The sequence below is a fragment of the Oleiagrimonas citrea genome, assembly GCF_012395255.1.
GTDB lineage: Bacteria > Pseudomonadota > Gammaproteobacteria > Xanthomonadales > Rhodanobacteraceae > Oleiagrimonas > Oleiagrimonas citrea.
This window is the reverse complement of the sequence record NZ_JAAZQD010000001.1, coordinates 33,059-57,319: the sequence shown is the minus strand read 5'-3', so window position 1 is coordinate 57,319 and position 24,261 is coordinate 33,059. Positions and strand designations below refer to the sequence as shown.

The following is a 24,261-nucleotide window of genomic DNA, read 5'->3' as shown; positions in this document are numbered from 1 at the left end:
AACCACCCGCCGCGCGGTAGCACGGCTCTTCGGACCCTCGAAGGGTAACAGAGAAGTCTAAATCCGCAAAGCATGCTCATTATGCGCTTTACAAACTTAGCACGCGTCATATAATAAGCGCCCCGGCATGGGGCCGGTACGGAGCCCACCCCAACATGAACACCGAAGCTAACAGCACCACCAACGCCGACCACCAGGTCGTCCAGGTCGCCGATCTCACCTTGGCCTTTCGCGACGTCCAGGTGTTCACCACCACGCCCACTGGGGCGCAACTCGCCCAGGCAGCGGGCTTTACGCCGGACCAGGAGGCCACCGTCCTAGCAGTCCTGGCGGACGGAGAGCTGGAAGACGTGCGCCCGACGGAAATTGTGAACTTGGCCACGACCTCGCACCGCTTCGTGATCGTGCTGAGCGACCGCCTCTACAAGTTCGACGTCAATGGCGTGGTCTACGAATGGCCGGCCCGAATTATCTCGGGACGACAACTGCGCAAGCTTGGCCAGGTGCCGGAGGACAAGGTGCTCTATCAGACCTTGCCTGACGGCGTGGAGCGCCTTCTTGGATCACATGATCTGGTCGACCTCGACTGTCCGGGCATTGAGCAATTCATGACGCGAATTCATCATTGGAAGCTCAACGTGCAAGGCGTGCTGCTGACCGTCTCGCACCCCACCATCACCGTCCGTCAGGCGATTACGGACGCGGGCTTTGACGCCACCAAGCTCTGGATCATCGTGTTGCGTGTCCACGGTCAAACGAAGCGCGAGGTCGGCCTGGACGATGTGATCGATCTGCGGACTCCTGGCATCGAAAAGCTGCGCCTGACCCCGCGTGAAGTGAACAATGGAGAGGGGACTACAGCTCCTCTCCGCATGTTCGCGCTGCTCCCGGTTGACGTCCGCTTTCTTGACGGCCTAGGACTGCGTTGGGAAACGCACGTCGAGAGAGCTCCGGCCAATCGGGACCGTCGCTGGCTCCTAATCCACGACTACCCTGTGCCTCACGGGTTCACAGCGGAACGCACATTACTCGCCCTGGAAATCCCACTCACCTATCCCGGTGCACAGATCGACATGTTCTACACGTATCCGGCGTTGGCTCTGCGGACTGGGCAGCCGATTCCGCGCACTCAGGTGTCCGCCCTTATCCGTGGCAACACCTTCAACGGTTGGTCTCGCCATCGTGGCCCGGGATCTGCATGGGATCCACTAACCGATAACGTAGCGACCCACCTTGCTTTGGTGGAGTCTTCCCTGCTTAAGGAGGTCCAGGGATGAGCAGTCCCCAAGTTCTCGCCTTTGCCGGTGTCCAGCACGAGCAACTACGTACCCACCTCTTTCCGGGCGATGGTCTCGAAGCGGCGGCGATCCTGCTCTGCAGCCGTTCGGCCGGACCGCGTGTCCGCTTGCTCGTTCGTGACATGCTCCTGGTCCCCTACGACGCGTGCCGCGAGCGTCGCCCCGACTTCGTCGCGTGGCCCGGCGCTTACGTTGAAGAGGCGCTGGCGCGTGCCGAAGTCGACGACTTGACGCTCGTCTTCATTCACTCGCATCCCGGCGGCCAGTTTGCGTTTTCAACGGTGGACGATGGCAGCGATCGCCAGCTCATGGCCAGTGCACTTGCCAACCATGGCGCATTCCATGGCAGCGCCCTCATGATTCAGAGCGGTGCCGTCCGTGCTCGCTGGTACGGACCGGACCTGTCGCCGCAACCGATCGACTTGGTGACGATGACCGGTCACAACATCGCGTACTGGTGGGAGCAGGATGCGATCCATGGCGCACCCAGCCAACGCCCGATGGCCTTCACCCAAGGTATGACGACGGAGATGGGACACCTCACGGCGATAGTGATCGGGATATCGGGCACGGGCTCGGTAGCCAGCGAACAAATTAATCGCCTTGGCTTTGGGCGAGTAAAGCATTGCGACTTCGATGTTGTCGAGTTCAAGAATCTCAACCGCATCCTCAACTCTCGTACGAGCGACGCAGCCACAAGCCGGCCCAAGGCCGATATGTTTGTCGAAGCTGTAGAAGGCTATCGCGGGCCTGGTGTCGCCGAGGCGCTTCCGTTCTCGATTCTCACCCGAGAAGCCATCCTCGCGGCCAGTCAATGCGATGTGCTGTTCTGCTGCGTGGACTCCCTGGAAGCCCGACAGATCCTTGACATGATCGCCGCCGTGTATCTCCTGCCTCTGTTCGATATGGGCGTAGTGATTCCCACCCGCCTGACTGGAACGGCTAACGCCATCGCGGACGTGTGCGGCCGAATCGACTACGTCCAGCCTGGACGCTCCTCGCTCAGAGACCGCGGTGTCTACACGCCGGAAAGCCTGCGCGCCGAGTACCTGCGACAGCACGCCCCGGAATCCCACCAGCAGGAACTTGATGCTGGCTACATCCGAGGTGCGATCGAAGAAGCGCCGGCAGTCATCAGCTTGAATATGCGCGCGGCCTCGGCTTGCGTGAATGAATTCATCGCGCGAGCGTACCCATTCCGCCACGAACCCAACGAGCATTATGCGCGAACTCTGTTCAGCTTGGCCGCTTGCGAGGAGGAGTACTTTTCCGAAGACACCTTCGGCGCCCATGCCTACGCGCATCTGCTCGGCACGGGCTCCCAGGAACCATTGCTGGGGCTTCCTTTTCTGTCCCAAACGACGTCAGCGGGTGTCGCATGAGATGGCTCCGAGGTTGGCAGTGGCTGACCGACCGCGTACTCCCTGCACGCCGACTCAAAATCGTTACGGGCGACTCGTTACCGCCCATCTTGCCTCGCCGTGACGTCATCCTCGCCCGCGACAAAGAGGGCGATTGGTGTGTGGGTATGCGCTGCCCGTGTGGCTGCGGGCAGATCATTGAATTGATGTTGATTCACGAGGTCAGGCCGCGGTGGGATCTACGTGTAGATGAGGCAGGTCGTCCCTCGCTGCACCCCTCCATATGGTTACAACGTGGCTGTCGATCGCATTTTTGGTTAAAGCATGGACGCATTCATTGGTGTGACTGATGTACGTAACACCTCTCCCTTCTTGACAATCTTAGAGCCCTACCGGTTTTGCATGAGGAAGCACGCACTGCCGGGTGGCGATGTCTGACCAGGAAACGCTGCAGGCCAAGCTGGATGCCGTAGCCCGACAGTTGAACGAACTGCCCAGGAAAACGTTAGGCTACGAGACGCTAGCAGAGCGATATCAACAAACTGTTGCATTGATCGGTTGAAACCAAGGCCAGAAGCGGACACTCGCCAGCAATCTGAATCCCACCTTTTGGCACATGCCAAGACCCTCTGCAACGAGAGCGCCTTGGGCTCGTCTAACATATCGGGGCCGCTTAACCGTAGAAGACGGCAGAGCCCCAGTGGGCGATGTTCGTGAAATCGATATTAGTGCGCTCAATCCGGCAAATGAGCTCCTCTGCATTTTCTCCAGCAGCGTCACGTAGCGACTGTTCTAACTCTGCCGTGGTCGCATCCAGGTCCTTCAGCGTCTGCTTGAATGCCTCAAAGTAGGACACGCGCGAAACAAGGTGTCCCGCGAGGACACCCCCGAATGCGGCGGCCGATATGCCATGTACCGGCCACAGATGCGATATTGTCGCTTGGGATGCTGAGGCGGCAGACGGTGCCACGCCCACACGGGGCAAAACACCAAGCTCCTCGAACCTGCCCCCGTCACAAACGTTGAGAACGCAAAGCCGTCGCTGCGTTCCAACCGGCGCACGCTTCAGTAGCTCCGGGATTCCGATCTCACCGCCCCTCTCATCGACTATCAAGCTTGCGCGTTTTGGTGAATAGTGGTCGAAGTTACCGTGTGACATGAGCCAGACGACATCGAAGTCATCGGCTTCGTATAGGTTAAGAAAGCCCTCGATACTTGCTTCATCAGGTGCAATCACCTCAACTTCGACACCACCTCGCCGAAAGGCGCCCGCCACCACATCACGCTCGATCTCTTCTGTCATCGACCCCGCGCCTGACCAAAGCGCAACACGGCGAACCTCGCGGTCAGGGTATGGCTTACGCAGCGAGGAAAGTATTGGTGCTGACGGGGCGCCGAGGCGGAGTTGGATGGCTTGGACGGGATGTCCCTTGCTGGGGACGACAATCTGACCGGAAAACGACCAAGCCTGCGAAGCAATGTGCGCCGGCACGTAAGTCTTCGCAAGCAGTGTCTCAAAACGTTCTCCAGCGGATTCATCGACGACTCCGGGGCGGTCTGGGATGTGAGGTGCGTCGGCGGCCGCTCCGGTAACGCTGGTGTATGTACCTAGGAATTGATTGCTCGCTTTCGTAAGCGACACCAGGAGATCCTGCGGGTCTCCTTGTACGTGAAACGACTCTGAACCAACCAAAGATAGGTATCCGCGATCGAAAAAGGGGCATTGGATCAACAGCTCCTGGGCTTCGAAGATCTCAGCCATAGGTACTTGGTACCAGTGCGCCAGGAGCTCTACTACTCTATGCCCTTGGTGCCGGGACAGGCACGCGTGCAACGCCACCTTTACGAGGGGCGCGAGGGCATCCAATCCCCGATACACATCTAGTTCGTGTGGCTCGTGCCTGCTGACCCAGCTTTGGTAATTATCGATCTCTTGGGCAATTTCATCGAATAATGATTGATCGTTACGCGAACTCAGTTCTTCGACTAGGAGTTGAAGACGCTCGTGGTCTCGATGCCAAGCGGATAGATCATTCAGAGCGATTGATCGCCAGAATTTGGAATCCATCCCGACCACCTCGCCAGACTTCCCAGCGAGTGTCATGACTAGAAGCAGCCGAGCACGCCCATTCGTTCGCGAGTCGCGGGCAGCCGTCTCGATGAGGGGGGCTATGCGCCAAGCTGCTTCGGGAAACTCTTGCGCGCTCCAGGAAAGCATGTTGCAAGCTGCACGCGCCGAGATCTCACTGACATGGCCTCGCCACATTACTTGGACGGCGCCAAGAGCTACCGGAAGAATGTCCTTGGCGATCTCCAGCATCGCAGCTCGGCTTCGGGCGTAGTAGTAGAAGGTGCAGAGCCAACTCATATAGATGTCGGCAAACGGCGCCCACCTATAAATCATAGGATCCAGAAAGGCTTCTAGCCGCCCGACATGAAGTTGCTGCTCAGATCCTTGCTCTATGGACTCAGTCAGTGACCAAGCAAGCCAATCACCCGTCTCGTTCAGCTCATACCGGGACAGGGCTGCAGAGGCACCGGTCGCCCCTACAATGAACTGAGCGAACTGCCATCCCAAACTTCCCTCAGGGTCGGCATGGCGACTTCGAGCTCCATCGGCAAAAACCTTGATGAGTATTGCGAGGGATCCGGATCCTACTGCTTCCTGCGCGTCCATCAGGACTTTGTTAAAGAAATAGCTTTGGTCACTCGTGTGGTTCACCATGATTTCCGTTTGGTCTCCCTGTCACGGCCATTGCGCTCAAGCTCCGCGTCTACTCTAACGGGTTTAAATCATCTGCCGCTCTGCACGCCGGCCAAGTTGGATACCGTAGCCAGGTGTAGATATCCGCACCATTCAGTTGCTTCTAGGTCACAGGAGCTTGAAGACAACAATGATCTACACACACGTGGAACAGCCTATTCGGAAGGCCACGAGCTCACTCGATTTATTGTGATCTTGATCATTAGCGGGCGCTCTCTGAGCACCCGCTATTAGATACGGATGCGGGCCGACCCCTACCACCGATAACAGCGGCTAATCGCCCTTCCCTGCCTTATTTGGTTCAATCACGAGGCATTACTTCCATCGAACTCGACGACAATTTTGCGGTCATCACCACGTCACCTTCCCACTGGTAACGGGCCGTCTGATTACGCGGCCCTGGCGGAAATTGAGTCGTCTGCATCGTCTCGGATCCAAGACGCACAGGGTTTTCATTGCCCACGCCTGGTTCATGGGTGCCACGCCCGTCTCAGCTGAACACGTCAGAGATCAGTGGCGCGTGATTGCGACTTACCGGAGACGTCGCCCTTACCCTTAAGCTTACGGTGGTATACCAAGCCCATCGTAATCCTATGAAGTCGTATCGTTCTGATCGGAAGCAGGCACTCCTAAGCGGGCAACAATAAACGACATCCAGAATTGCGGAGGAAATGGCGTTCTGTAATGCCGGCACGCCATCATCACCATCACAAACATGCCGTAGCGAACGGCTGAAAATGTGTCCAGGCCGACAATAGCTTTCGAATCCAGCTTCTTCTTTTCTCCCTCAATCAGCTCGTCCACATCCGCTGGAAAGACAATGGGCGCTTCCGTGGTTCCGCTTTCGTACTGCGCAGACTCACGATACACGAACGACTCGGTCGCTTCGTCCGCATACCAAAGTTGTAGGCAAATACCATCAAAGGCACTCCCTTGGATGTTCTGCAACTTGCGATAGAGTGCGTCATGTTCAAACACGACACTCCAGTACATAAGTGTCGGCACCAGTGTACTCAGATCCTTCAATTTTCCGACTTCCTCTTCCGTTAGCTCCCCAATCTCCAACGCAACCAGGTCATCGAAGGAATCCGTGGAAACCGGGAAACATTTCGATGTCCTGAGACAGTAGGACACACGGTTTGCAAGCTCATCCAGCCATGCCTTCGCAGCCTCGCTGTTGCCCGTCCCAAAAAGCAGCATGAACGCCATCGACAGATCGATCGCGTTCTCGTCATAACGTGGCGATCCGGACGAGGGATTGTTCTTGACCAGCGAAACCAGGACCTTTGCGATTGCATCGGCGTTTGCGGCGGCGACTTCACCGCCCCCTCCACTAGAATTTTGAAGCTGCACGAGCCCAATTTCGGCCAGCACGCCGATCTGCTCGAACACTTTGCACGTTACCAACGCGTTCTCGCCCGCGTAGACGGAAATTCCATCGCGAGCCATGAAGTACGGCCCTACCTTGTCATAGTAGGTCCTGCAGATGCGATCGTGGATCTGGTAGATGTCCCAAAACGAAGCCATTGCCGGCCGATATTTAAACAGCTCGCGCACCCGGATGAATTCCCAAGCCCATAGACAGCATCGCTCTCCCAGTTTGAAGGCGTTTAGCAGATTTCCTTCCTCATTCGCCCAGCGGAAGATGATCTCTAACACCAGCGCCGCGGTCCTAAGCTTGCGGATGAACTTCTTTCGATGTGCTGTAGTGGTACGCACGCTGCCGTCGTGGCTTCCCAGCAGAAGTGCATCCAGCAGCTTGTATACATGTCGTAGGTCGTAATCTCTGGAACCGATCAGCGCGATGCCCCGGCGAAGATCCGCGCGCTCCGATGGGTCGATCGCGTATTCGTCAAGAAGGTGCTTCTCAATAAGAGCCGCAAGATCATCACCTGACCAGAACTCGTAGCTCACACGTTCGGTCTGGTTGTCGACCACATAACCGTTGTAATCCTGCGTCACATCTTGCTTCAGCTCACCGGTGGAACAAACCACGATCCTGACAGGTAAACTCCGGTGCTCCGGACGAACGAAGCTGTGCAGGTAGGAATCCTTCACCTGATTCAACGTCGCCCGCACGGCATTGAGTCCGCCATCCCAGTCCCGGCGCCCAAGGTCGCCGACTTTCAGCACGAACAGGAAGAGCGCCTTCACGCCGTCCTTGTCCCTGCCAACAGCCGCAACGTCCACGCCGTTCTGCCTCACCCCGATCTGGGGACGACTAATAGGAACGATCTTCATCCGCGACAGCAAGTCGGGAAGCAGGCGATCCAGCTCCCCGGACTCCCTCAGTTGACTGAGGAACTCCTTGACAATCAGCTTCATTGCTCGTCGCCATCCTTGTCTAGGTTGAAATGCAGGCGCTGCAGGTCGCTGCCTACCTTGTCTATCGACTCACTGCGCGGCAGGGACATGAAATGGGACATGGACGACATATGCATCTTTTCACCCACTTCACCGTCCCGCATGGAGAACGATGAGCGCCCTGCCTTGAGGTGAACCGTGGTGGCGATCTGGCGGATGATGGAATTCTTGCTGGCCTCCTCGAACGCCTTGTTCGTCAGACGGTGATGCTCTTTTGCGAATCGATGGCGATCCTCGGAAAGCGGCCGCAGTTCCTCGATCAAAGGTAACGCATCCAGCGCGTCGTAGTATTTCTTCATTGCTTCGAGGATCTGTTTCGCCAATTGCCCCGCTGGCGCTTGTCCCTCCTTGGCCACGACAGCCTCCAGATATTCCCTGGTTGCTGTCGGATAGTCATAGCCGACAAAGTTCACCATCGCGTCGCGCACCAGCGGATAGGTGCGAGACTCCGCAGAATCCGTGCGAGTCAACGACCAGACAAGGGAAATCCTCTGTTCTTCGCGAAGAACATTTGCCAGGGTGCGACGAACCAGGTGCAACAGGTTTGGTTGAGACATTCCGTCGAGGACGGATACCGGGAATGCCAGACTACCTCTTTCGCGCAGACCGAGATTGTCGAGTACGCTTCTCGCCATCTTCACGATGCCGATGTCGTCGTGCTTGAGCCATCGGGCGAGCAACGCCCCAAGCGCCTCATTGTCCTGTGCCAGAGCTTCGAACAGCTCAGGAAAGCGCTGGGGAAGCGACGGCGTATCGTTCGCGTTCGCGGCTGCCCACATGTCCAGCCACCGCAGGCTTGCGGACTTGTCCGATGACTTGCAGCGGGCAGCCAGGATGTGATCAAGCCCGTGATAGGCGCCCTCGCCCTGTCCGGACTTGGTGGCCAGCAGCTCGATCTTCTGCTGGTACCACGGGTGCACTTCCAGATGTTTGCCCCGGTAAGCCAGATGATCCCCGATCTGCTGAACCACATAGGGCCGATCCAATGCGGCGATTTCGTCGATCAATCCGTGTTGGCCGGGGGCGGTGCTGACTAGATTGAGGCCGGCTTCTACTGCGGTCGCAAGCCGACGTTCTACGCTCGACTGCAGACCTGCGCGGATCACTTCCACAGCCTTCTCAGTTTCCTCGATTTCGACGTCGCTCCAATCTAGTAGGCCTAAGGCCTCGACTGCCGTCAGCGAAACTAGTTCATTGCTGTCTGCCACCAGCGCATGGATGCGCGCCAGCCATGAACCCTTGTTGACGCAAGTCCCCCGGATCAGCGCTGTCCGCAGCAGCGGCGCCAATCCCTCGCTTCGAATGGCCAGGCAGCCGGCAATGATTTCGTCGAGGTACGAGGGATGGTCCTTCATCCATTCCCCTGCTGCGTGGTGAAGGAGCGCTTCCGGGCCCACCAGTCCAGCCAGGATCAGCAAGTTGGGCACGTCGATTTCATCGAAGAACGGTAGGCTCACTGATAGCCCTCTGGAAACAGTGAACGCGTCTCCTCCCTCCTGAACCGCCTCGATCGCAGCTTGCAGGGCATCCATTTCGCCAGAGTTATGGAGCTGTGCCAACGCGAGCCCACAGAGGTTGTCCCCACGCGCCGGCCCGGAGGCAAGCCAGCACCGCTGCAATGCCTTGAACATCGCGATCGGCGTCTTGGCTGCGGGAGCAATCACGGCAAGTTGGATATGTCGAACTGCTCTCTCCTTAGCGTATTCCGGATCGCGAAAAGACACCCGACCGTCTGACAGGTCACAGATTTCGCCGACATCGTCAGTGGCCAACCCTAAAGCCTCAATGCTCGCCGTGTCCGGCTTTGTCAAGGACAGCCAGGCCAACTCGTCCAGCTTGGATTCTGATTCGCTCATGTTGGTGAGGCTACCGCGCACCATGGGTTAGAAATTTGCGATATGAAAGATAACCAGTTGAAAATATGATGCGCGGTAGTTGCCAATGTTGGCAAACCTGGGGGCACCACATCTCCTAGGTTGTTGCGGCTGGCTGGGTGAAGATTAGGTGCCATAGCTAGCGCGACTGATCGCTGGCAGTGATCCAGGCTCCGAAAATTCACTTCTTCTTCGGCATGTCCCGCACCAACTGATGCAGGCTTTTGCCAGTGCGCTCGCGCACAGTTTCGAGTTTGGCGTCGGACCGAAAGCCAGCAGCAAAGCTAACGCCGTACTCTCGGCGCAAGGTGGATATCAATGTATCGCCTCGCTTCTGACGGATCTCGCCGGCCTTCGGCGGGTTCTTGTCACGGGTCCGCCCGTCCAGTCCACGCGGTAGCTTGATCGCCATACATCACTCCTTAGATTGAGTGGTTTTTGCTACATCCCAGGCAGCGCCGATACGCACCCCAGCGCCCCTGACGTTCACGGCCTAACAGGCAACCGCAGAGATAGCATGAGTCCGCGTGGCCCCGCTGACAATGCAGAAGCCGTGCGGATTGAACGAGGAAATACATAGCGCTGGTACCTACCCCCAACGCTACAAGGTTGGCCGGAAGTTCGGGCTACGCGGGTGCGCCCCCCCCCCCCCATGGAGACCGGAAGGTCAAATAACGTTTTGGCCATTACAGCAACGAGCAGCGAGGCCAGTAAAGGCACCACGCTTGGCACCAATAGCCGAGCGTACATTCGCGAGACATACAACATCGAAGCCTTCTCCCTGCAGTTTCGCCGGGATTGTGCTGACCAGCTGTCTCATATCTCGCGACAGCCTGTTCCGATCGGGCTGCGGGCTTAAGCGCCCCGTGCACCGGTTCCACCTAACGTTCCGTGCCGGCTTGCTTACGCCTGACAGCTTGGTCGGCGTGGTCCAGGAAGCAGCTTCGCATTTGAGACGCCCTCGCGTTGTAGGGGTAACCCGATCTGGATTGCTCGCCTCCCCCGCTTGCAGCGACTGGCCTCGCTTGAAGCCAAACCTCTAGCATCAGTTCGCGCGGATTGATTCCAACATCACTACTCGGGCGGCGCCCCCTCATCGAGTTGCCCTACCCTCGATAACCTGCCCTAATCAAGCTGATCTCGGATCGGTGCTAGCAGACTCGAATGTTGGTGCCATTTCCTTCGAAAGGTTTCTACGGCCTTTATGGTCTCAGAAGAATCTTCGTGCGCTGACATTGCATGCTCAATGCATGTGTACACTTTGTCAGTTAGGACTTCGTCTCGCACAATGTCACTGATGAGCGTCTTCAAATTATTAGTATCCAGAGTGAATTGCATCTGCATCGCCGCAATGGGGCAATAGTCCATGGCCCAACGCAAATACCCTGCCAGTACTACAAGAAATCTAACTGGCGCGCTGTGATGCGTTGCCGTTCGCTCCCCTCCTAGCTCCGCAAACAACAGAGCAGTAGCTAGGATTACCACCACCGCCGAAGTCGCCTCCAATGTTGCATCAGCTTCTCTAGATTGGATCAATCGAGCTAGATACAAGCCTGCAAAGTAGTCCGAGTGAGCTTCCATGGCGGACTCCTCCATAGGCCCCTCATCCACGATTTCGTTATGCCCAAACATCACATGGGTCAGTTCGTGACCTAGAACTAATATCAGCATGGATCGCTCGATATTGAGTCGAGTATGCTCTTCGATCCTAAGCGCTTGAGACACGATCCAAATGCGATGAATCAAGCCCATTGAAATGCTTATGATATTCAGGTGAGGGGCAAATCCGCCCGCCTTTGCTTGTGGTGTATCGTAGTTAGTGAACTGCAGTATTAGGCAGTCCTTAAGTGAAGCAGGTAGCTGAGTACGGGCGCGATCGAGGAGCTCACTTCCAAGATAGAATAGTCGAATTGAACATTCCTCAAGGCGGGCCCTATCTGATTCAGAAAACTGCAAATGCGGATGCTTCAGAAGATATTCATCTGTGGTAGTTCTACTGCCTGTCTGCGCCATAATTTCTTTCCGCTTGAAAATTGCTAATGACATGTGTCCAGCAGCGCTGGGCATTGCACTTCGTTATCTCACTCAGGGGTTGCTTGACCGACACACCGCAAACCATAAAACGGGGGTATTGTTGTGCCCAAGGGTATTACTCTGACAAGGAGGGATTTCTTACAGTATTGAAGCGGCGTCCCGAGACCAGTTGAGGCCAGGATCTCTTGCGCGTTTAGGCGATCTTTGATGAGCAGCGCATCTGCAATACTTTCAACGACTTGAAACCTCATAAAGCTATTAGAAATTGTGGCTCCATGGCTCATGAATTCCCTGTCTAGACCGCCAGGCCACAATCCACTCTGCTGGACAAAGTCACAGCCGAAGTAGCTGACCTTATCATCCGCTGCATTGTTCATTGCGGAGTCCATAAATTCCTTATCCGTCAGGCGCCCTCCCCCAGGCTTAACCAGCCGACCCATCTTGTGCAAATAAAACTCTGCTGCATAGCCACCAAGACCAACACGATTTCGGTCTTCGGGAGTGCCAAACGCCCTCATTCGCCCACCTGAGCGTGGCGTTCCACGGTGAAGCTCCGACTCGATAACCTGAACACCGAGGCCAAGGGCTAGGTCAGCGTGACCGCCTTCATGAAAACAAGCGAGCTCAGGAGAATCGACTTCGATTAAATGCTCCAATGGCGCTCCTATAGTATTAGCGATGCTATCGGCATTATGTCACTCAATGACTCAAGCGGAACCTCTTGCACGCCTCATAGGCGATCTAGTACGGTTGCAATAGCCAGCTGAGGTCGCGGGCGAAAGTAGGTGCCCACCCTACCCCTGATAACGATCCCTAATCGTTAGGTCGCAAACTTTTTTCATGCGGTGCCAAGTAGAGGTCAAGTAGATTACCCGATCTCTTGCTTGCATATGTCAGCCGTTTGACGACGTCAGCTGATCAATGTCGACACTTGGACTTGAGCTTCTAGTTCTGCTGCTCGCAATGAGCCGCGACCGATCTGGCAATGTCTCATTGGATAACACCTGGCAAGAAGTCTTTAAAGCGGTATAAAGCAACGTCAGCTGATGTGGCTGTAGGGTGCGGGGCGTTTGCTCCCACCAACTATCACCCGCATCCAGATAGTCCTCCGGAATTGTGGGGGGACGCAGGCGCTTTGGAAGCTTCGGAACTACTTGCCAAGCAGTTAACCACAAGGCGGCGCGTCTCCAAGCCGGCCGCCCCACTCGTCGCACGCAATCCCACGGGTTACGCCCCATGGAGGGGATCGGTTTTAAGGGAAACGTGATCCACGGACGCAATGCCGGCGACAGCCAAAGTTGAGCAGCTGCAGGAGCAGCATATTCGCCCGTCACATTCACAAGACAGCGGATCAGAAAGGCCCGCGCCAAGTGCGCAGTACCCCGCCAATTTGAGGGCCACGCATGCTTTCGCCACAGACACGCTTCCAAGGTCTGCGCAAATGTATGAACAAGGTCCAGAACCTCTAGCACTCCCGCCTCCGGAGGTTTCAGATCCTGGTTCAAGTTTGGATCAGCAATGGACGCCAATCGGGGCTCAGCCCACTGCAGCGGAACATCATGTTTCTGGCAAGACAAGAGAAAAAAACGCGCCCAGGCTCTTCTAAATGCCCGTGGACGACCACTCACTTGGTCATCTCGAATACATCGGGGGCAGTAGGCGCGCCGCTCACCTGGATGCAGGAGCGCAGGATGATCGTGTAACCGATGAGCAACAAGCTGTTGCACTGGCATGCCTAGCATGCGTGACAGGCGAAGAAGTTCAATGCTCGACGGCGCATCAACATCCTTCCCCCTGTTCTCTGACGCTTGCCAGACATAGCCATCGTCACCGGGAACACCGTACAAACGATCGGCGCGCTCGGTGAGTGATCGCAACGTCTCATCACTTCCCGGCGCAGTTAGCCACCAACGATATGAAAATTTCTCGCATTTTTGCTCATCCTGAGTGGTAGGAGAATGTATATCTGAGGGTGCATGTGAAGTCCCTTTATGCTGATTCATGCGACCTCCTCCGTTCCGGCTCTCCACTCAGTGCGGTTTTCTGATATGCCCGTGAGAGGCACCTCATACCGGGCACGCTTTATGAGATCAACGGTAATCCGCTCTATCCCAGACGCGATAGCAATGGCAGCCGCATTTCTCAGTCGTTCGACAATTTCGCCCATCAGCCCTTCGGTTTCCTTGACCAACACCTTCATGATGCTGTGCGAGCCCAAGCCTGAGCGTTTTTTCAAAGGCAACGTCGATTCGTAGGCCTCCAAGAAATGGCACAGATACTCGTCGGCACGCCATGCAGGAAGCTCGCGAAACTGGAAGCGGCGTTTGAGGTGTTGATCGGCTTCCAGGGAATGACGAGCATCCTCAGTTCCAAGTGCAAGCACAGGAACTTTCAATGAATTCATGAGGTCTTTGGTTGCCAATAACGCCAGCTCTTGTTGCCGAGGCGTCGATAGAAGCACGTCTTGGATCTCGTCAACAATCAACAAGCGCAAGTCCGAAGCCTTCCCGAGTTCAAGCGCAAGATGTCTTCGATGACGTCCAGTCATGGACGATACTTGGGGAGTTCCTAACGCGCTGAGAAAACGTGAGTAGATTTCATTAGCCTGATGAGTATTCCGGATCAACTGACCACCGTATCCGGCAATATCTGACCACATCGCTGGTCTTGAACACCCTGCTGGTGCTGACCACTTTTACCAAGCTCGTCCATGAGCTTGGTATTGGCATGTTCCTCCCTATTTGCTGCTCTTTGCCTTCGATGCTTTGAGCTTGCGCATGGACTCGCCCTGAAGCTGAATGCGGTGGGCGCTATGCACGATCCGATCCAGAATGGCGTCCGCGATGGTTGGCTCGCCAAGATAAGCATGCCATTCGGCAACCGGAAGCTGTGCAGTGATGATTGTCGAACTGCTATTTACTCGATCATCGATAATTTCGAGCAGGTCCTGACGGCCGCGCCTATTCAACGTTGCAAGTCCCCAGTCATCCAAGACCAGCAATTTTATTTTCGCCAGTTGTGTTCTCACGTTGGGAAGGTTCCCGGCTTCTCGAGCGATTGCCATGTCCTCAAGAAGGCGTGGCAAGCGACGGTAGGAGGCACTTAGGCCGCAACGCGCTGCTTGGTGCGCAAGTGCACAAGCCAACCAGGTTTTTCCGGCACCCGTTGGACCCGTGATGATCAGATTCTGGTGTCGTTCGATCCAATCGCAACTCAACAAACCGTTGATCTGCTGGCGATCCAGTCCGCGGCCGGGCCGGTAGTCGATGTCTTCGATGCAGGCGTTGACCTTCAGTCGCGCTTGCTTAAGCAGGCGTTGCAGACGCCGGTTCTCACGGGCAAAGTGCTCGGCATCGAGCAACATGGCCAGCCGTTCTTCGAATCCGGCCTCAAGCAGCTTTGGGGTCTGAAACTGACGCTCCAGCGCCTCTGCCATGCCATGGAGTTTCAAGTCGCGAAGGGTATTCAGGGTGTGCTGCTGACTCATGACTTAGGCCCCCTTGGCAGGAGCGTAATAGTCGCCACCGCGAATGTTGTCGTGCTTTGGCAACTCAACGGAATCCTCCGCTTCGGCTTGATCCACCGGGCGGCGTGGATGGCGCAAGAATGCTCTCAACGTTTTTTCGGATAGCGAGCAGATATCGACAGCACGTTGCGCAGCAGCTTCGAGTTCGGCAACACCGTACTTCCGGGCCAGCCCCTTCACGCGATCGCAGCACGGTAGTCCGAGCGGAGGGTGCTGCCGGTCGAACTGGTGCTTCACGAATGCCGATGTAGCTGGCCCCACCTGTTCCGCCCATTCAAGGAACTTCTCAGGCGTCCGCTCCGCATAGGTACGGTGCGCCTTGGGCATGTGCCCTGGATCCGTCGTGGTCTCGTCTGTCTTCCCTCTTGGATGGGTCGCTATGCGAACTCCGGCGCAGTAAATCTCAACGTAGTGCGTCGCAAGGCGTCCTTCCACGGCACGACCAATGTAACTGAACGGCACGGAATACCAGTGCTTGTCCAGATGCACGTGATAATCGGTGGGAACAACCTGCGAGGCTGTCCATTCCCCAAGTACATAGGGTGTCGTGGGGAGCGGCAGTAGTGCCGCCCGCTCCTCTGCCTCGAAACGCTCCATCCGGTTGCCTGTCATCTTCTTGAACGGACGCCGGTTGATTGCGTCCACCTGCTCTTGAATGGCTTGATTGAGTTCCGCCAACGAAAAAAAGGTTCGATGCCGAAGGCAGAGCAATACCCAGCGCTGAACGATCAGGACCCCGCCTTCAGCCTTTGCCTTGTCTCGCGGTCGACGCGATCGGGCCGGAAGTATCGCGGTGCCATAGTGGGCAGCCATGTCCTGGTAAGTTCTCTGGATGACCGGATCCCGGCCTGATTTGGTAACAGCGCTGCGTAAGTTGTCGGGCACCACTAAGCGTGGTGCCCCGCCGAATGCTTCGAACATGCAAACGTGAGCATGAATCCAGTGCGCTACTCGCTGGTTCGGACAGGCCATGGCAAACACACGGTTTGAGTGTCCGAGCACGCCGACGAAGAGTTCGACGGGCACATGCTTGCCATTACAGGGGTCGATGTAGCTGGGGCGTTTACCCGAGAAGTCGACGAAAGCCCGATCCCCTGGGGCGTGGTGTTGTCGCATTGTCGGATTCAGCGTACGCAGATATCGGCGGTAATAATGCGAGAACTGAGAGTACGCTAAGGCCCGCTCGGGGCACGAGCGCCGATACTCCTCCCACAGCACGGTTCGTGTCATGCCAGGGATCTGCATCTGTTCATGGACCCAGGCCCAATCCGGATGCTGTTTCTCCATGCGTCGCCCAGTGACTCGGTTGAACAGGCGGTCGAGATCATCTTCCGAGCTTGATGCCAGTTTCTCCCAGCTAAGTGGCTGGGAACGCGCCAAGTGGCGATACCGGTTGACGGTATTGTGCGACAGCCCCAACGAGAGCCCGATCTGGCGATTGGACAGCGTTGTGGTCAGGACGAGGCGTAGCAGTTCTTTGAGAGACGTCATGCAAATTCCTCCGTAGAGTCCAGCCATGCAGGGCATGGCGGGCGCCAATAGTTGGCGGGCATGACGCAACCTGTCCCGTTCACGCATTACGGTGAACAGGGCTTGACCTGGCAGCGTGGGAGTAGGACAGTAGGGTTGATGGGGTCGAAAACCATCGCACCTTGAGAGCCCGGGAGTCGCAACCTCCCGGGCTTTCGCGTCATGGCTTGCCGTGAATTGATGTTGTGCTGAGCGAATTCAGTCCATCGGCACCTCCTCATTTCGATCGGAGGCGGTCTGGCGCAAAGCCGCGAGCCATATCGCGACATCCTTCACCAAAGCAAACTTTCCGCGTCGGTGAGCGACCGAGAAGACCGGCACCGGTACGGTGCCTCGTGCAATGGCTTGGCGCAACGCCTCGATCGAGGGATATCCAAGTGCTGAACGCAAATCGTCACCGCCCAACAGTGGTGATCCATAGCGCGTCAATAAGTCACGTTCAAGCAATTCAGCCAATGTAGACGGTATTTCGAGCACGGGCGACTCGGTCACGGAAGGTCACAACTGATGCTACGACCCTACCGGCTGTTCTGGTAGCCGGCAAATAAGTAGGATTGTTTTACTCTATATGCCTAGCTAACCCGCTGTATTTAATACTCCAAGGGTATTCTTGCAGACCCATGCGCGAAATTTCAGGGGCAACAAGACGGCGTCAGCGGAGCCCGATCCGGCGCCGAATCGACCAGCAACGCGTGCAACTCTGGTATGCGTGGTTGCGTTCCCGGTCGCGTGGGAAGTCGAGCTATGCATTGGAAAAAGCGCTGATCCCTGAAGGCTTCACACGAGCCACTGGAGGTGCTATTTCACACCGCAATCGCATGGCACGTTATGCCCAAGGGAAGCACGTACCCCGCGATGACCTCGTGGAACGTGCAGAACAAGTCTTTCCAGGCAGCCGTCCTCTATTGGAACACCCTTATTGGACGATCATCGATCCCGACGTCGACGTCACTGCAAACAGCGCAGCTTGGCTAGGGGCATTGGGATCGGAAGTGCGCAATATCGTCTTTAAGACGCGCTCTGCTGCCACTGAGCTAGCACTCAGGCGTCGAAAGTTGACTCGTGTCACCCTGCGCCAACTCGAAAACCGCGGTACGTTCGAAGCACTTGCTGCATTGGCACTCTTGTTGCGCGAGGCGCGTGAAACGCGCAATGACGAATTGGCCTTCGACTGTGCGCACAGCTTTTGGCGGGTACTTCTGCTGGTCCTGTCATCGATTCCGTTCGTCACGCATCTTTCTGAGATCACCGAGTTAGCTGGCGATGCATTACTTGACCATGTCATTTATCGAGGTGAACAAGTGGCGATCGCCAAGGCCCACGTCCATATTCACATTCACGAAGACCTGCTTCGCTCGTACTGTCTTTACCTGGAAGATGAGGGCAAGCTCAAGCCTGATTGGCGCAGTTGGGTACGTGAAAGATTGCTACTGATCCGAGGGACCAAGGGTTTGGAGTTTTTCTATGCACTGCGAATGCCCACGGAGGCGACTGACGAACTGAGAGACGATGATGGACGGCATGTCATCTTCGAACGCGAGCAATTTGCCCGTTTCAAGGCCTGGGACTACCTTTACGACTCGCATAGGACCCCACGGTCCTTCACGGAGGACATCATCACTTTTTTGGCTGATGACGAAGGACACTGGCCGGATTCATCGACACCACGTCAGCAAAATTCAGATAGCCGGTCATGAAAGAAGCCCGACTGTCTGGGGTCATCGCTGCAGGCCCCGATCTGTCCCTAGGTTGCTGGATTACAGCAGCTCTGTATGGCTGGAATCATCTTCCAACACTTCGAGGTCGCCGTAAGGAAGTACACGTATAAGGCGTACGTGTCAGTTACCCGGCGCAGCACGACAGTTGCCTAACGTCCTTGCTGAAGGTCTGTGCCGCGAGCTTGAGCCCTTCAACCATTGTCAGGTACGGAAACAACTGATCAGCGAGTGCTTCCACCGTCATGCGATGGTGGACGGCCAGCACCGCCGTCTGGATCAGCTCCCCGGCCTCGGCAGCAACCACCTGCACTCCGATCAGTCGTCGTGACCCTTCTTCGATCACCAGCTTGATGAGGCCCCGGGTATCGAAGTTGGCAAGCGCTCGGGGAACGTTGTCGAGCGTGAGCGTGCGGCTGTCGGTCTCGATACCGGCAATGTGAGCCTCCTGCTCGCTCAGGCCTACTGTGGCGACTTGCGGGTCGGTGAAGACCACGACGGGCATCGCCCGCAGGTCGAGGTGGGCTTCACCACCGGTCATGTTGATCGCCGCGCGGGTACCGGCGGCCGCCGCCACATAGACAAATTGCGGCTGGTCGGTACAGTCGCCGGCGGCGTAGATGGTCGGGGCATGGGTACGGAGGCCTGCATCCACGATGATGGCACCGCTCCGGTTCATCGTCACGCCTGCCGCCTCCAAGTTGAGGCGATCCGTGTTCGGCATCCGACCGGTGGCGATCAAGAGTTGATCAGCGAATAGCTCACCTTCGGGAAGACTCAGCACGAACACATCATTCGTATAAGCAACCCGGCTTGCCTGGGTATGTTCCCGCACCTCAATCTTCTCGTCACGGAAGGCGGCCGTCAGGGCCTCGCCAATGGCCGGATCCTCGCGGAAGAACAACGTGCTGCGCGCCAGAATGGTGACCCGACTGCCGAGCCGGGCAAATGCCTGGGCCAGTTCCACCGCCACGACCGACGAGCCGATGATGGCCAGGTGCTCCGGAACGCTATCGCTGGCCAGCGCCTCGGTCGATGTCCAGTACGGGGTGTCGGTGAGGCCGGGGATGGGCGGTAGGGCAGGACGCGCCCCAGTGGCGATCAGGCAGCGATCGAACGCAACCTGCTGCCGCCCCCCATCATTCAGCGCCACGGTGAGGTTGCGGCCGTCGTCGAAGCGGGCTTCTCCGTGCAGGACGGTAATCGCCGACTGACCGTCCAGGATGCTTTCGTATTTGGCGTGACGTAGCTCCTCGACCCGCGCCTGCTGCTGCGCCAGCAATGGTCCGCGCCGGATCGAGGGGGGCGTGGGGGGAAGGCCTTCGTCAAACGGGCTTTCGCGGCGCATGTGGGCGATGTGGGCGGCGCGGATCATGATCTTCGACGGCACACAGCCGACGTTGACGCAGGTGCCGCCGATAGCGCCGCGCTCGATGAGCGTCACCGTCGCGCCCCGGTCCGCCGCCTTCAACGCAGCGGCCATCGCAGCCCCACCACTGCCGATCACGGCAATGTGCAGCGGAGTGCCTTCACCGCCTGAAGCCACCTGGCGGGCGCGCACATCGGCGGAACCGGACCTGTCGCGAGCGTCATCGACCGATTGCGCCGTGTAACCGGCCTCGGCCACAGCAGCCACCAAGGCATCGACGTTCGTTCCAGCGTCCGCTTCGATGGTCGCCCGCCCTTCGGCATGGGAAACTTCCGCGCTCTGCACGCCCGGCACCTGCTGCAAGGCCGTCTCGACCTGTTGGGCGCAAGATACGCAGGTCATGCCGGAAATCTTCAACTGCATCATGGATTGACCCTGTCGTTGCTTTCGACGTCGCCCTTATACGGTACCCCGTGTGCACCCTCACCGGTCGCGCAACGGCGGTGGCTCGGCGCCACCATGTCCCAGATCGCAAACACGACCATGACCACCAAACCCGTGTACAACACGCCTCTGGACACCGCATGGCTCAGCAGGCCGCCCGTGAACGCGTAACGCCCAATCAACACCAGCACCGGACCGATCATGCCCAGCGCGCTGCGCTGCCATTGGCGATGACTGAGCCAGCCCAGCGCATTGACCAGCAGGACCAGCACGGCAAAGATCGGCAGGATCTTCAGGAACAGAGATTCCCACCGGGACAGGAAACCCAGTCCGATGGCTGCCCCGAGGCTGGCCGCCGCCGGGAAGCACATGGCGCAGGACATGGTCGACAGCAGTGTGCCGACCACACCGAATTTATCGGCGATGACGCGAAGGTTGGGCCTCATGGCCTTACTCGCCCTGCTTGACGGTAGACGGATAGCCGGCATTGGCGGTGGCCTTGGTGAGCGCCGCAGCCCGGGTCTTGGTGTCGTCGAAGGTCACCACGGCATCGCGCTGACGAAAATGCACCACCACCTTCTTCACACCGGGGACTCGGAACAGGGCCGTCTTGACCGTGATCGGGCAGGCCGCGCAGGTCATCCCAGGTACGGACAGGGTGACCGTCTGATCGGCGGCCCAGGCGGGTGCGGCAAGCACTGCGGAGAGTACGGCGAGGATGACGAGTTTTTTCATGTGGAATCTCTCCCTTCAGTAGAACAGCGGAAGCACATAGGGATACACAAGCGCGACCAGCACCAGAGCTGCGACAAGCCAAAAGATCAGCTTGTACGTGGTGCGAACCTGCGGCCTGGCACATACCTCACCGGGCGTGCACACAGTGACCGGTCGGTAGATCCGGCGCCAGGCGAAGAACAGGGCAAGCAGGGCGGCACCGATGAACAGCGGACGATACGGTTCCAGCACCGTGAGGTTGCCAATCCAGGCACCCGAGAAACCCAGGGCGACAAGTACCAGGGGACCGAGGCAGCAGGTGGAGGCCAGGATGGCGGCGAGACCGCCAGCGGCCAGAGCACTTCGCCCCTGTTTCAGTTCAGACATGCCACGCTCCTTCCGAGCATCGACCGGATGGCGTAAGCTTATTTCCGTAGTCAAGTACGGAGTCAAGCGCCATGAACCATGCCCGAGGGAGCCTGACGATCGGTGCCTTTGCAGCGACGGCAGGGGTCAATGTGGAAACCATCCGTTTCTATCAAAAAAGAGGGCTTCTACCGACACCCGAGCGTCCCCAGGGCAGGATTCGCCGTTATGGGCAGGGGGATGTGGAACGGGTGAGGTTCGTGAAATCGGCCCAGAGGCTGGGCTTCAATTTGGACGAAATCGGCCAGCTCCTGAAACTGGAGGATGGGGCCCATTGCAGCGAAGCCGCCGAATTGGCTAGGCAGCGCTTGGCCGATGTACGCGCCCGCCTGTCGAACCTCAAACGGATGGAGGGGGCGCTGTCCACACTGATAAGCAAGTGCAACGCGCAGCACGGGGAAGTCTCCTGCCCGTTAATTGCGGCGCTACATCATTCAAGATAAGAGCCCCTGAACGTCACGTATGACTTGGAAAGGAGACTGTAAGGCGGCACCCGGCTGGGCGGATACAACGCGACGACGTCATGCCATGAATGATGTCCGATTGGGGTACACTACGCTTATGTTCGTCCGCGCCCACGAGAAACACTGGTTCCGCCGCGCAAGTGCCCTGGCGCTTCTGGCGTGGCTGGGACTAGTTCTGATGGGCATGGCACAGGCGATGCCTGTGCCGACGCACGATACCCTCTCTTTGCAGGCATCGACCCTGTCCACGACGACGGGACACACGCATGCTTCGCACACCTGCGGAGCGCAATTCGGCTGCCACTGCGGTGGCCTGTGTTACGGCGGAACCGTGCCCGACAGCCGCGCGCTGGCGCATGCCTCCATGCACGGCAACGAATACGCGCCGCTCGCGCCCTCCGTCCCCGTCCGACTGCACCCTCCGCTGTTGCATCCACCGTCGGCCTGATCACCCTCCTGCAAATTGCGCCGAGTTAGGCGTCAGTCCCGCGTCCTTTGCGACACGGGTTTCCTGTGCAATTTCGGCGACGCGCCATGCGCCGCGTCGTCCGAGGAGTAGTGACTCATGTCATTCGAACACGATCATCCGTCAGCGGCCCTGTTGTCGCGACGACGCTTCGTGCTGGGCCTGGGCGGTGCCGCCGCGGGTTTGGCTCTGCTGAAACCCGGTACGGGGTGGGCTGCCGACGCGCTTTCCGCTTCCGCAGCATCTCGCCATCCGGCGGTGTTGCGCGGCACCCACTTCAAGCTGGACATTGCCGAGACGCCGGTCAACATCACCGGCCGCAAGGTGCTGGCCACGGCCATCAACGGACAACTTCCGGCACCGGTGTTGCACTGGCGCGAAGGTGACTTGATCACCCTCGACGTGCGCAATCGGCTGCCGGTATCCAGCTCCATCCACTGGCACGGAATCCTGCTGCCGTTCCGCATGGACGGCGTGCCCGGCCTGAGTTACCCCGGCATCGCGCCGGGCGGCATGTACCGCTACCATTTCCGGGTCAAGCAATCGGGCACCTACTGGTACCACAGCCACACGCGATTCCAGGAGCAGACCGGCCTGTACGGTGCGATCGTGGTCGAACCGCGTGACGGCGAGCGCTTCCCCGCCCAGCGCGACTACGTAATGGTGCTCTCGGACTGGAGCGACTCCGACCCGGAAACCATCTACGCCAACCTCAAGAAGATGGGCGACTACTACAGCCGCACGGAACCGACCATCCCGGAACTGATGCGCGATGCCCGCGCCCACGGCATCTCCACGGCGCTGAAACAGCGCCTGGCCTGGGACAAGATGCGCATGAGTCCGCGCGACCTGTCCGACGTGACCGGCTACACCTACACCTACCTGATCAACGGCGTGCCGCCGGCAGGCAACTGGACGGGGCTGTTCAAGCATGGCGAGAAAGTTCGCCTTCGCTTCATCAACGCCTCCGCGATGACCTACTTCGATGTGCGGATTCCGGGTCTGAAGATGACCGTCGTCGCCACCGATGGCCAGGACATCGATCCGGTGTCGGTCGAGGAGTTCCGCATCGGGGTGGCCGAAACGCTGGACGTGATTGTCGAGCCGGCGGCCGACCGCGCCTGGACCGTTTTTGCTCAGGCCATCGATCGCAGCGGTTTTGCCTTGGCTACACTGGCCCCGCGCGAGGGCATGCGGGCCGAGGTGCCCGCTATGGATCCGATCCCGAGCCTGACCATGGCCGACATGGGCATGAACATGGCCGGCATGAAGGGTATGGCCGGCATGAAAGACATGGCGATGGGCAGTGGGCAGCACATGGCCAAGGGCCATGACATGAGCGCGATGCAGGGCATGGCCGGCATGTCCATGTCCGCGCAAACGGTGCCCATCCACCATCATTACCCTACCGAGTACGGCCCGCAGAACACCAAGTGCATCGACGTGGCCTCCACGGCACTGGACGATCCCGGTGCCGGGCTGCGGAACAACGGTCGTCGCGTCCTTACCTATGCCGACATGCACACGATCGGCGGTCCTATCGACGATCGAGCGCCGGGGCGCGAGATCGAATTGCATCTGACCGGCAACATGGGCCGCTACATGTGGTCGTTCAACGGCGTGCCGTATGACAAAGCGCGACCGATCCTGTTCCACCATGGCGAGCGTCTTCGCATCGTGCTGATCAACGACACCATGATGAATCATCCCATTCACATGCATGGCATGTGGAGCGAGGTGGAAACGCCCGATGGCGAATTCCGCGTGCGCAAGCACACCGTCAATGTACGACCCGCACAGCGCATCAGCTATCGGGTCACGGCCGATGCACTTGGACGGTGGGCGTATCACTGCCACATGCTCTATCACATGGACAGCGGCATGTTCCGCGCCATCGTGGTCAAGTGAAGGA

22 protein-coding genes are annotated in these 24,261 nt (G+C 58.0%); 7 read left to right on the top strand and 15 right to left on the bottom strand.

What is annotated here, in order from left to right; all coding sequences use genetic code 11:
* Positions 1–155 precede the first annotated feature (155 nt).
* From HF690_RS00190 to HF690_RS15245, 3 genes are read left to right on the top strand one after another with little or no spacing between them, the layout of a single operon-like run.
* Positions 156–1,277, top strand: a complete 1,122-nt coding sequence (locus tag HF690_RS00190) for a multiubiquitin domain-containing protein (protein ID WP_168608048.1) — start codon at positions 156–158, stop codon at positions 1,275–1,277.
* Positions 1,274–2,680, top strand: a complete 1,407-nt coding sequence (locus HF690_RS00185) for a ThiF family adenylyltransferase (RefSeq protein WP_168608047.1) — start codon at positions 1,274–1,276, stop codon at positions 2,678–2,680. The genes HF690_RS00190 and HF690_RS00185 overlap by 4 nt, the downstream gene beginning before the upstream one ends.
* Positions 2,677–3,009, top strand: a complete 333-nt coding sequence (locus HF690_RS15245) for a ubiquitination-like system serine protease family protein (protein WP_425495890.1) — start codon at positions 2,677–2,679, stop codon at positions 3,007–3,009. The genes HF690_RS00185 and HF690_RS15245 overlap by 4 nt, the downstream gene beginning before the upstream one ends.
* A gap of 323 nt (positions 3,010–3,332) precedes the next feature.
* Here the strand turns inward: HF690_RS15245 and HF690_RS00180 are convergent, their stop codons facing one another.
* Positions 3,333–5,384 (bottom strand): hypothetical protein, encoded by a 2,052-nt coding sequence (locus HF690_RS00180; protein WP_168608046.1) that lies wholly within the window; start codon positions 5,382–5,384, stop codon positions 3,333–3,335.
* Between the two features lie 121 nt (positions 5,385–5,505).
* On the opposite strand from HF690_RS00180, the gene HF690_RS15240 reads away from it, so the two are divergent.
* Positions 5,506–5,616, top strand: a complete 111-nt coding sequence (locus HF690_RS15240) for a hypothetical protein (RefSeq protein ID WP_425495895.1) — start codon at positions 5,506–5,508, stop codon at positions 5,614–5,616.
* 398 nt (positions 5,617–6,014) lie between these two features.
* Here HF690_RS15240 and HF690_RS00170 read toward each other — a convergent pair whose 3' ends face one another.
* From HF690_RS00170 to HF690_RS00125, 10 genes are all read right to left on the bottom strand, one after another.
* The gene (locus HF690_RS00170) at positions 6,015–7,748 is read right to left on the bottom strand and encodes a hypothetical protein (protein ID WP_168608045.1); all 1,734 of its coding nucleotides are present in this window, start codon (positions 7,746–7,748) and stop codon (positions 6,015–6,017) included.
* A complete protein-coding gene (locus HF690_RS00165) occupies positions 7,745–9,643 on the bottom strand; it encodes a hypothetical protein (RefSeq protein ID WP_168608044.1) in 1,899 nt (632 codons plus the stop codon). Before HF690_RS00165 ends, HF690_RS00170 begins: the two co-directional genes overlap by 4 nt.
* 199 nt (positions 9,644–9,842) lie before the next feature.
* Positions 9,843–10,073: a hypothetical protein gene (locus HF690_RS00160; protein ID WP_168608043.1), complete on the bottom strand. Its 231-nt coding sequence runs from the start codon at positions 10,071–10,073 to the stop codon at positions 9,843–9,845.
* A 713-nt stretch (positions 10,074–10,786) separates the two neighbouring features.
* Complete coding sequence (locus HF690_RS00155) at positions 10,787–11,728, bottom strand: hypothetical protein (protein ID WP_168608042.1); 942 nt, start codon at positions 11,726–11,728, stop codon at positions 10,787–10,789.
* A gap of 14 nt (positions 11,729–11,742) precedes the next feature.
* Entirely contained in the window at positions 11,743–12,351 is a 609-nt protein-coding gene (locus HF690_RS00150; protein ID WP_168608041.1) for a hypothetical protein, read from the bottom strand.
* A 237-nt stretch (positions 12,352–12,588) separates the two neighbouring features.
* The gene (locus HF690_RS15235; protein WP_168608040.1) at positions 12,589–13,698 is read right to left on the bottom strand and encodes a TniQ family protein; all 1,110 of its coding nucleotides are present in this window, start codon (positions 13,696–13,698) and stop codon (positions 12,589–12,591) included.
* On the bottom strand, positions 13,695–14,354 hold the full coding sequence (locus HF690_RS00140) for a TniB family NTP-binding protein (protein WP_168608039.1): 660 nt from the start codon (positions 14,352–14,354) through the stop codon (positions 13,695–13,697). Before HF690_RS00140 ends, HF690_RS15235 begins: the two co-directional genes overlap by 4 nt.
* A 78-nt stretch (positions 14,355–14,432) precedes the next feature.
* Entirely contained in the window at positions 14,433–15,182 is a 750-nt protein-coding gene (istB, locus tag HF690_RS00135; protein WP_168608038.1) for an IS21-like element helper ATPase IstB, read from the bottom strand.
* A 3-nt stretch (positions 15,183–15,185) separates the two neighbouring features.
* Positions 15,186–16,712, bottom strand: a complete 1,527-nt coding sequence (gene istA / locus HF690_RS00130) for an IS21 family transposase (RefSeq protein WP_168608037.1) — start codon at positions 16,710–16,712, stop codon at positions 15,186–15,188.
* A gap of 237 nt (positions 16,713–16,949) precedes the next feature.
* On the bottom strand, positions 16,950–17,228 hold the full coding sequence (locus HF690_RS00125; protein ID WP_168608036.1) for a hypothetical protein: 279 nt from the start codon (positions 17,226–17,228) through the stop codon (positions 16,950–16,952).
* Between the two features lie 272 nt (positions 17,229–17,500).
* On the opposite strand from HF690_RS00125, the gene HF690_RS00120 reads away from it, so the two are divergent.
* Positions 17,501–18,448, top strand: coding sequence for a hypothetical protein (locus tag HF690_RS00120; protein ID WP_168608035.1), 948 nt, complete (start codon positions 17,501–17,503; stop codon positions 18,446–18,448).
* A gap of 145 nt (positions 18,449–18,593) precedes the next feature.
* Here HF690_RS00120 and merA read toward each other — a convergent pair whose 3' ends face one another.
* From merA to merT, 4 genes are read right to left on the bottom strand one after another with little or no spacing between them, the layout of a single operon-like run.
* On the bottom strand, positions 18,594–20,261 hold the full coding sequence (gene merA / locus HF690_RS00115) for a mercury(II) reductase (RefSeq protein ID WP_168608034.1): 1,668 nt from the start codon (positions 20,259–20,261) through the stop codon (positions 18,594–18,596).
* Positions 20,258–20,725 carry an organomercurial transporter MerC gene (merC, locus tag HF690_RS00110; protein WP_168608033.1) on the bottom strand — a complete coding sequence of 156 codons (468 nt, stop codon included), beginning with the start codon at positions 20,723–20,725 and terminating at the stop codon, positions 20,258–20,260. Before merC ends, merA begins: the two co-directional genes overlap by 4 nt.
* A gap of 4 nt (positions 20,726–20,729) precedes the next feature.
* Complete coding sequence (merP, locus tag HF690_RS00105; protein WP_113066224.1) at positions 20,730–21,014, bottom strand: mercury resistance system periplasmic binding protein MerP; 285 nt, start codon at positions 21,012–21,014, stop codon at positions 20,730–20,732.
* Between the two features lie 15 nt (positions 21,015–21,029).
* Positions 21,030–21,380: a mercuric ion transporter MerT gene (gene merT / locus HF690_RS00100; RefSeq protein WP_113066225.1), complete on the bottom strand. Its 351-nt coding sequence runs from the start codon at positions 21,378–21,380 to the stop codon at positions 21,030–21,032.
* Positions 21,381–21,451: 71 nt separating this feature from the next.
* On the opposite strand from merT, the gene merR reads away from it, so the two are divergent.
* Positions 21,452–21,862, top strand: coding sequence for a mercury resistance transcriptional regulator MerR (gene merR, locus HF690_RS00095; RefSeq protein ID WP_113066226.1), 411 nt, complete (start codon positions 21,452–21,454; stop codon positions 21,860–21,862).
* 586 nt (positions 21,863–22,448) lie between these two features.
* Positions 22,449–24,257, top strand: coding sequence for a copper resistance system multicopper oxidase (locus HF690_RS00090; RefSeq protein ID WP_113066228.1), 1,809 nt, complete (start codon positions 22,449–22,451; stop codon positions 24,255–24,257).
* Positions 24,258–24,261: the final 4 nt, after the last annotated feature.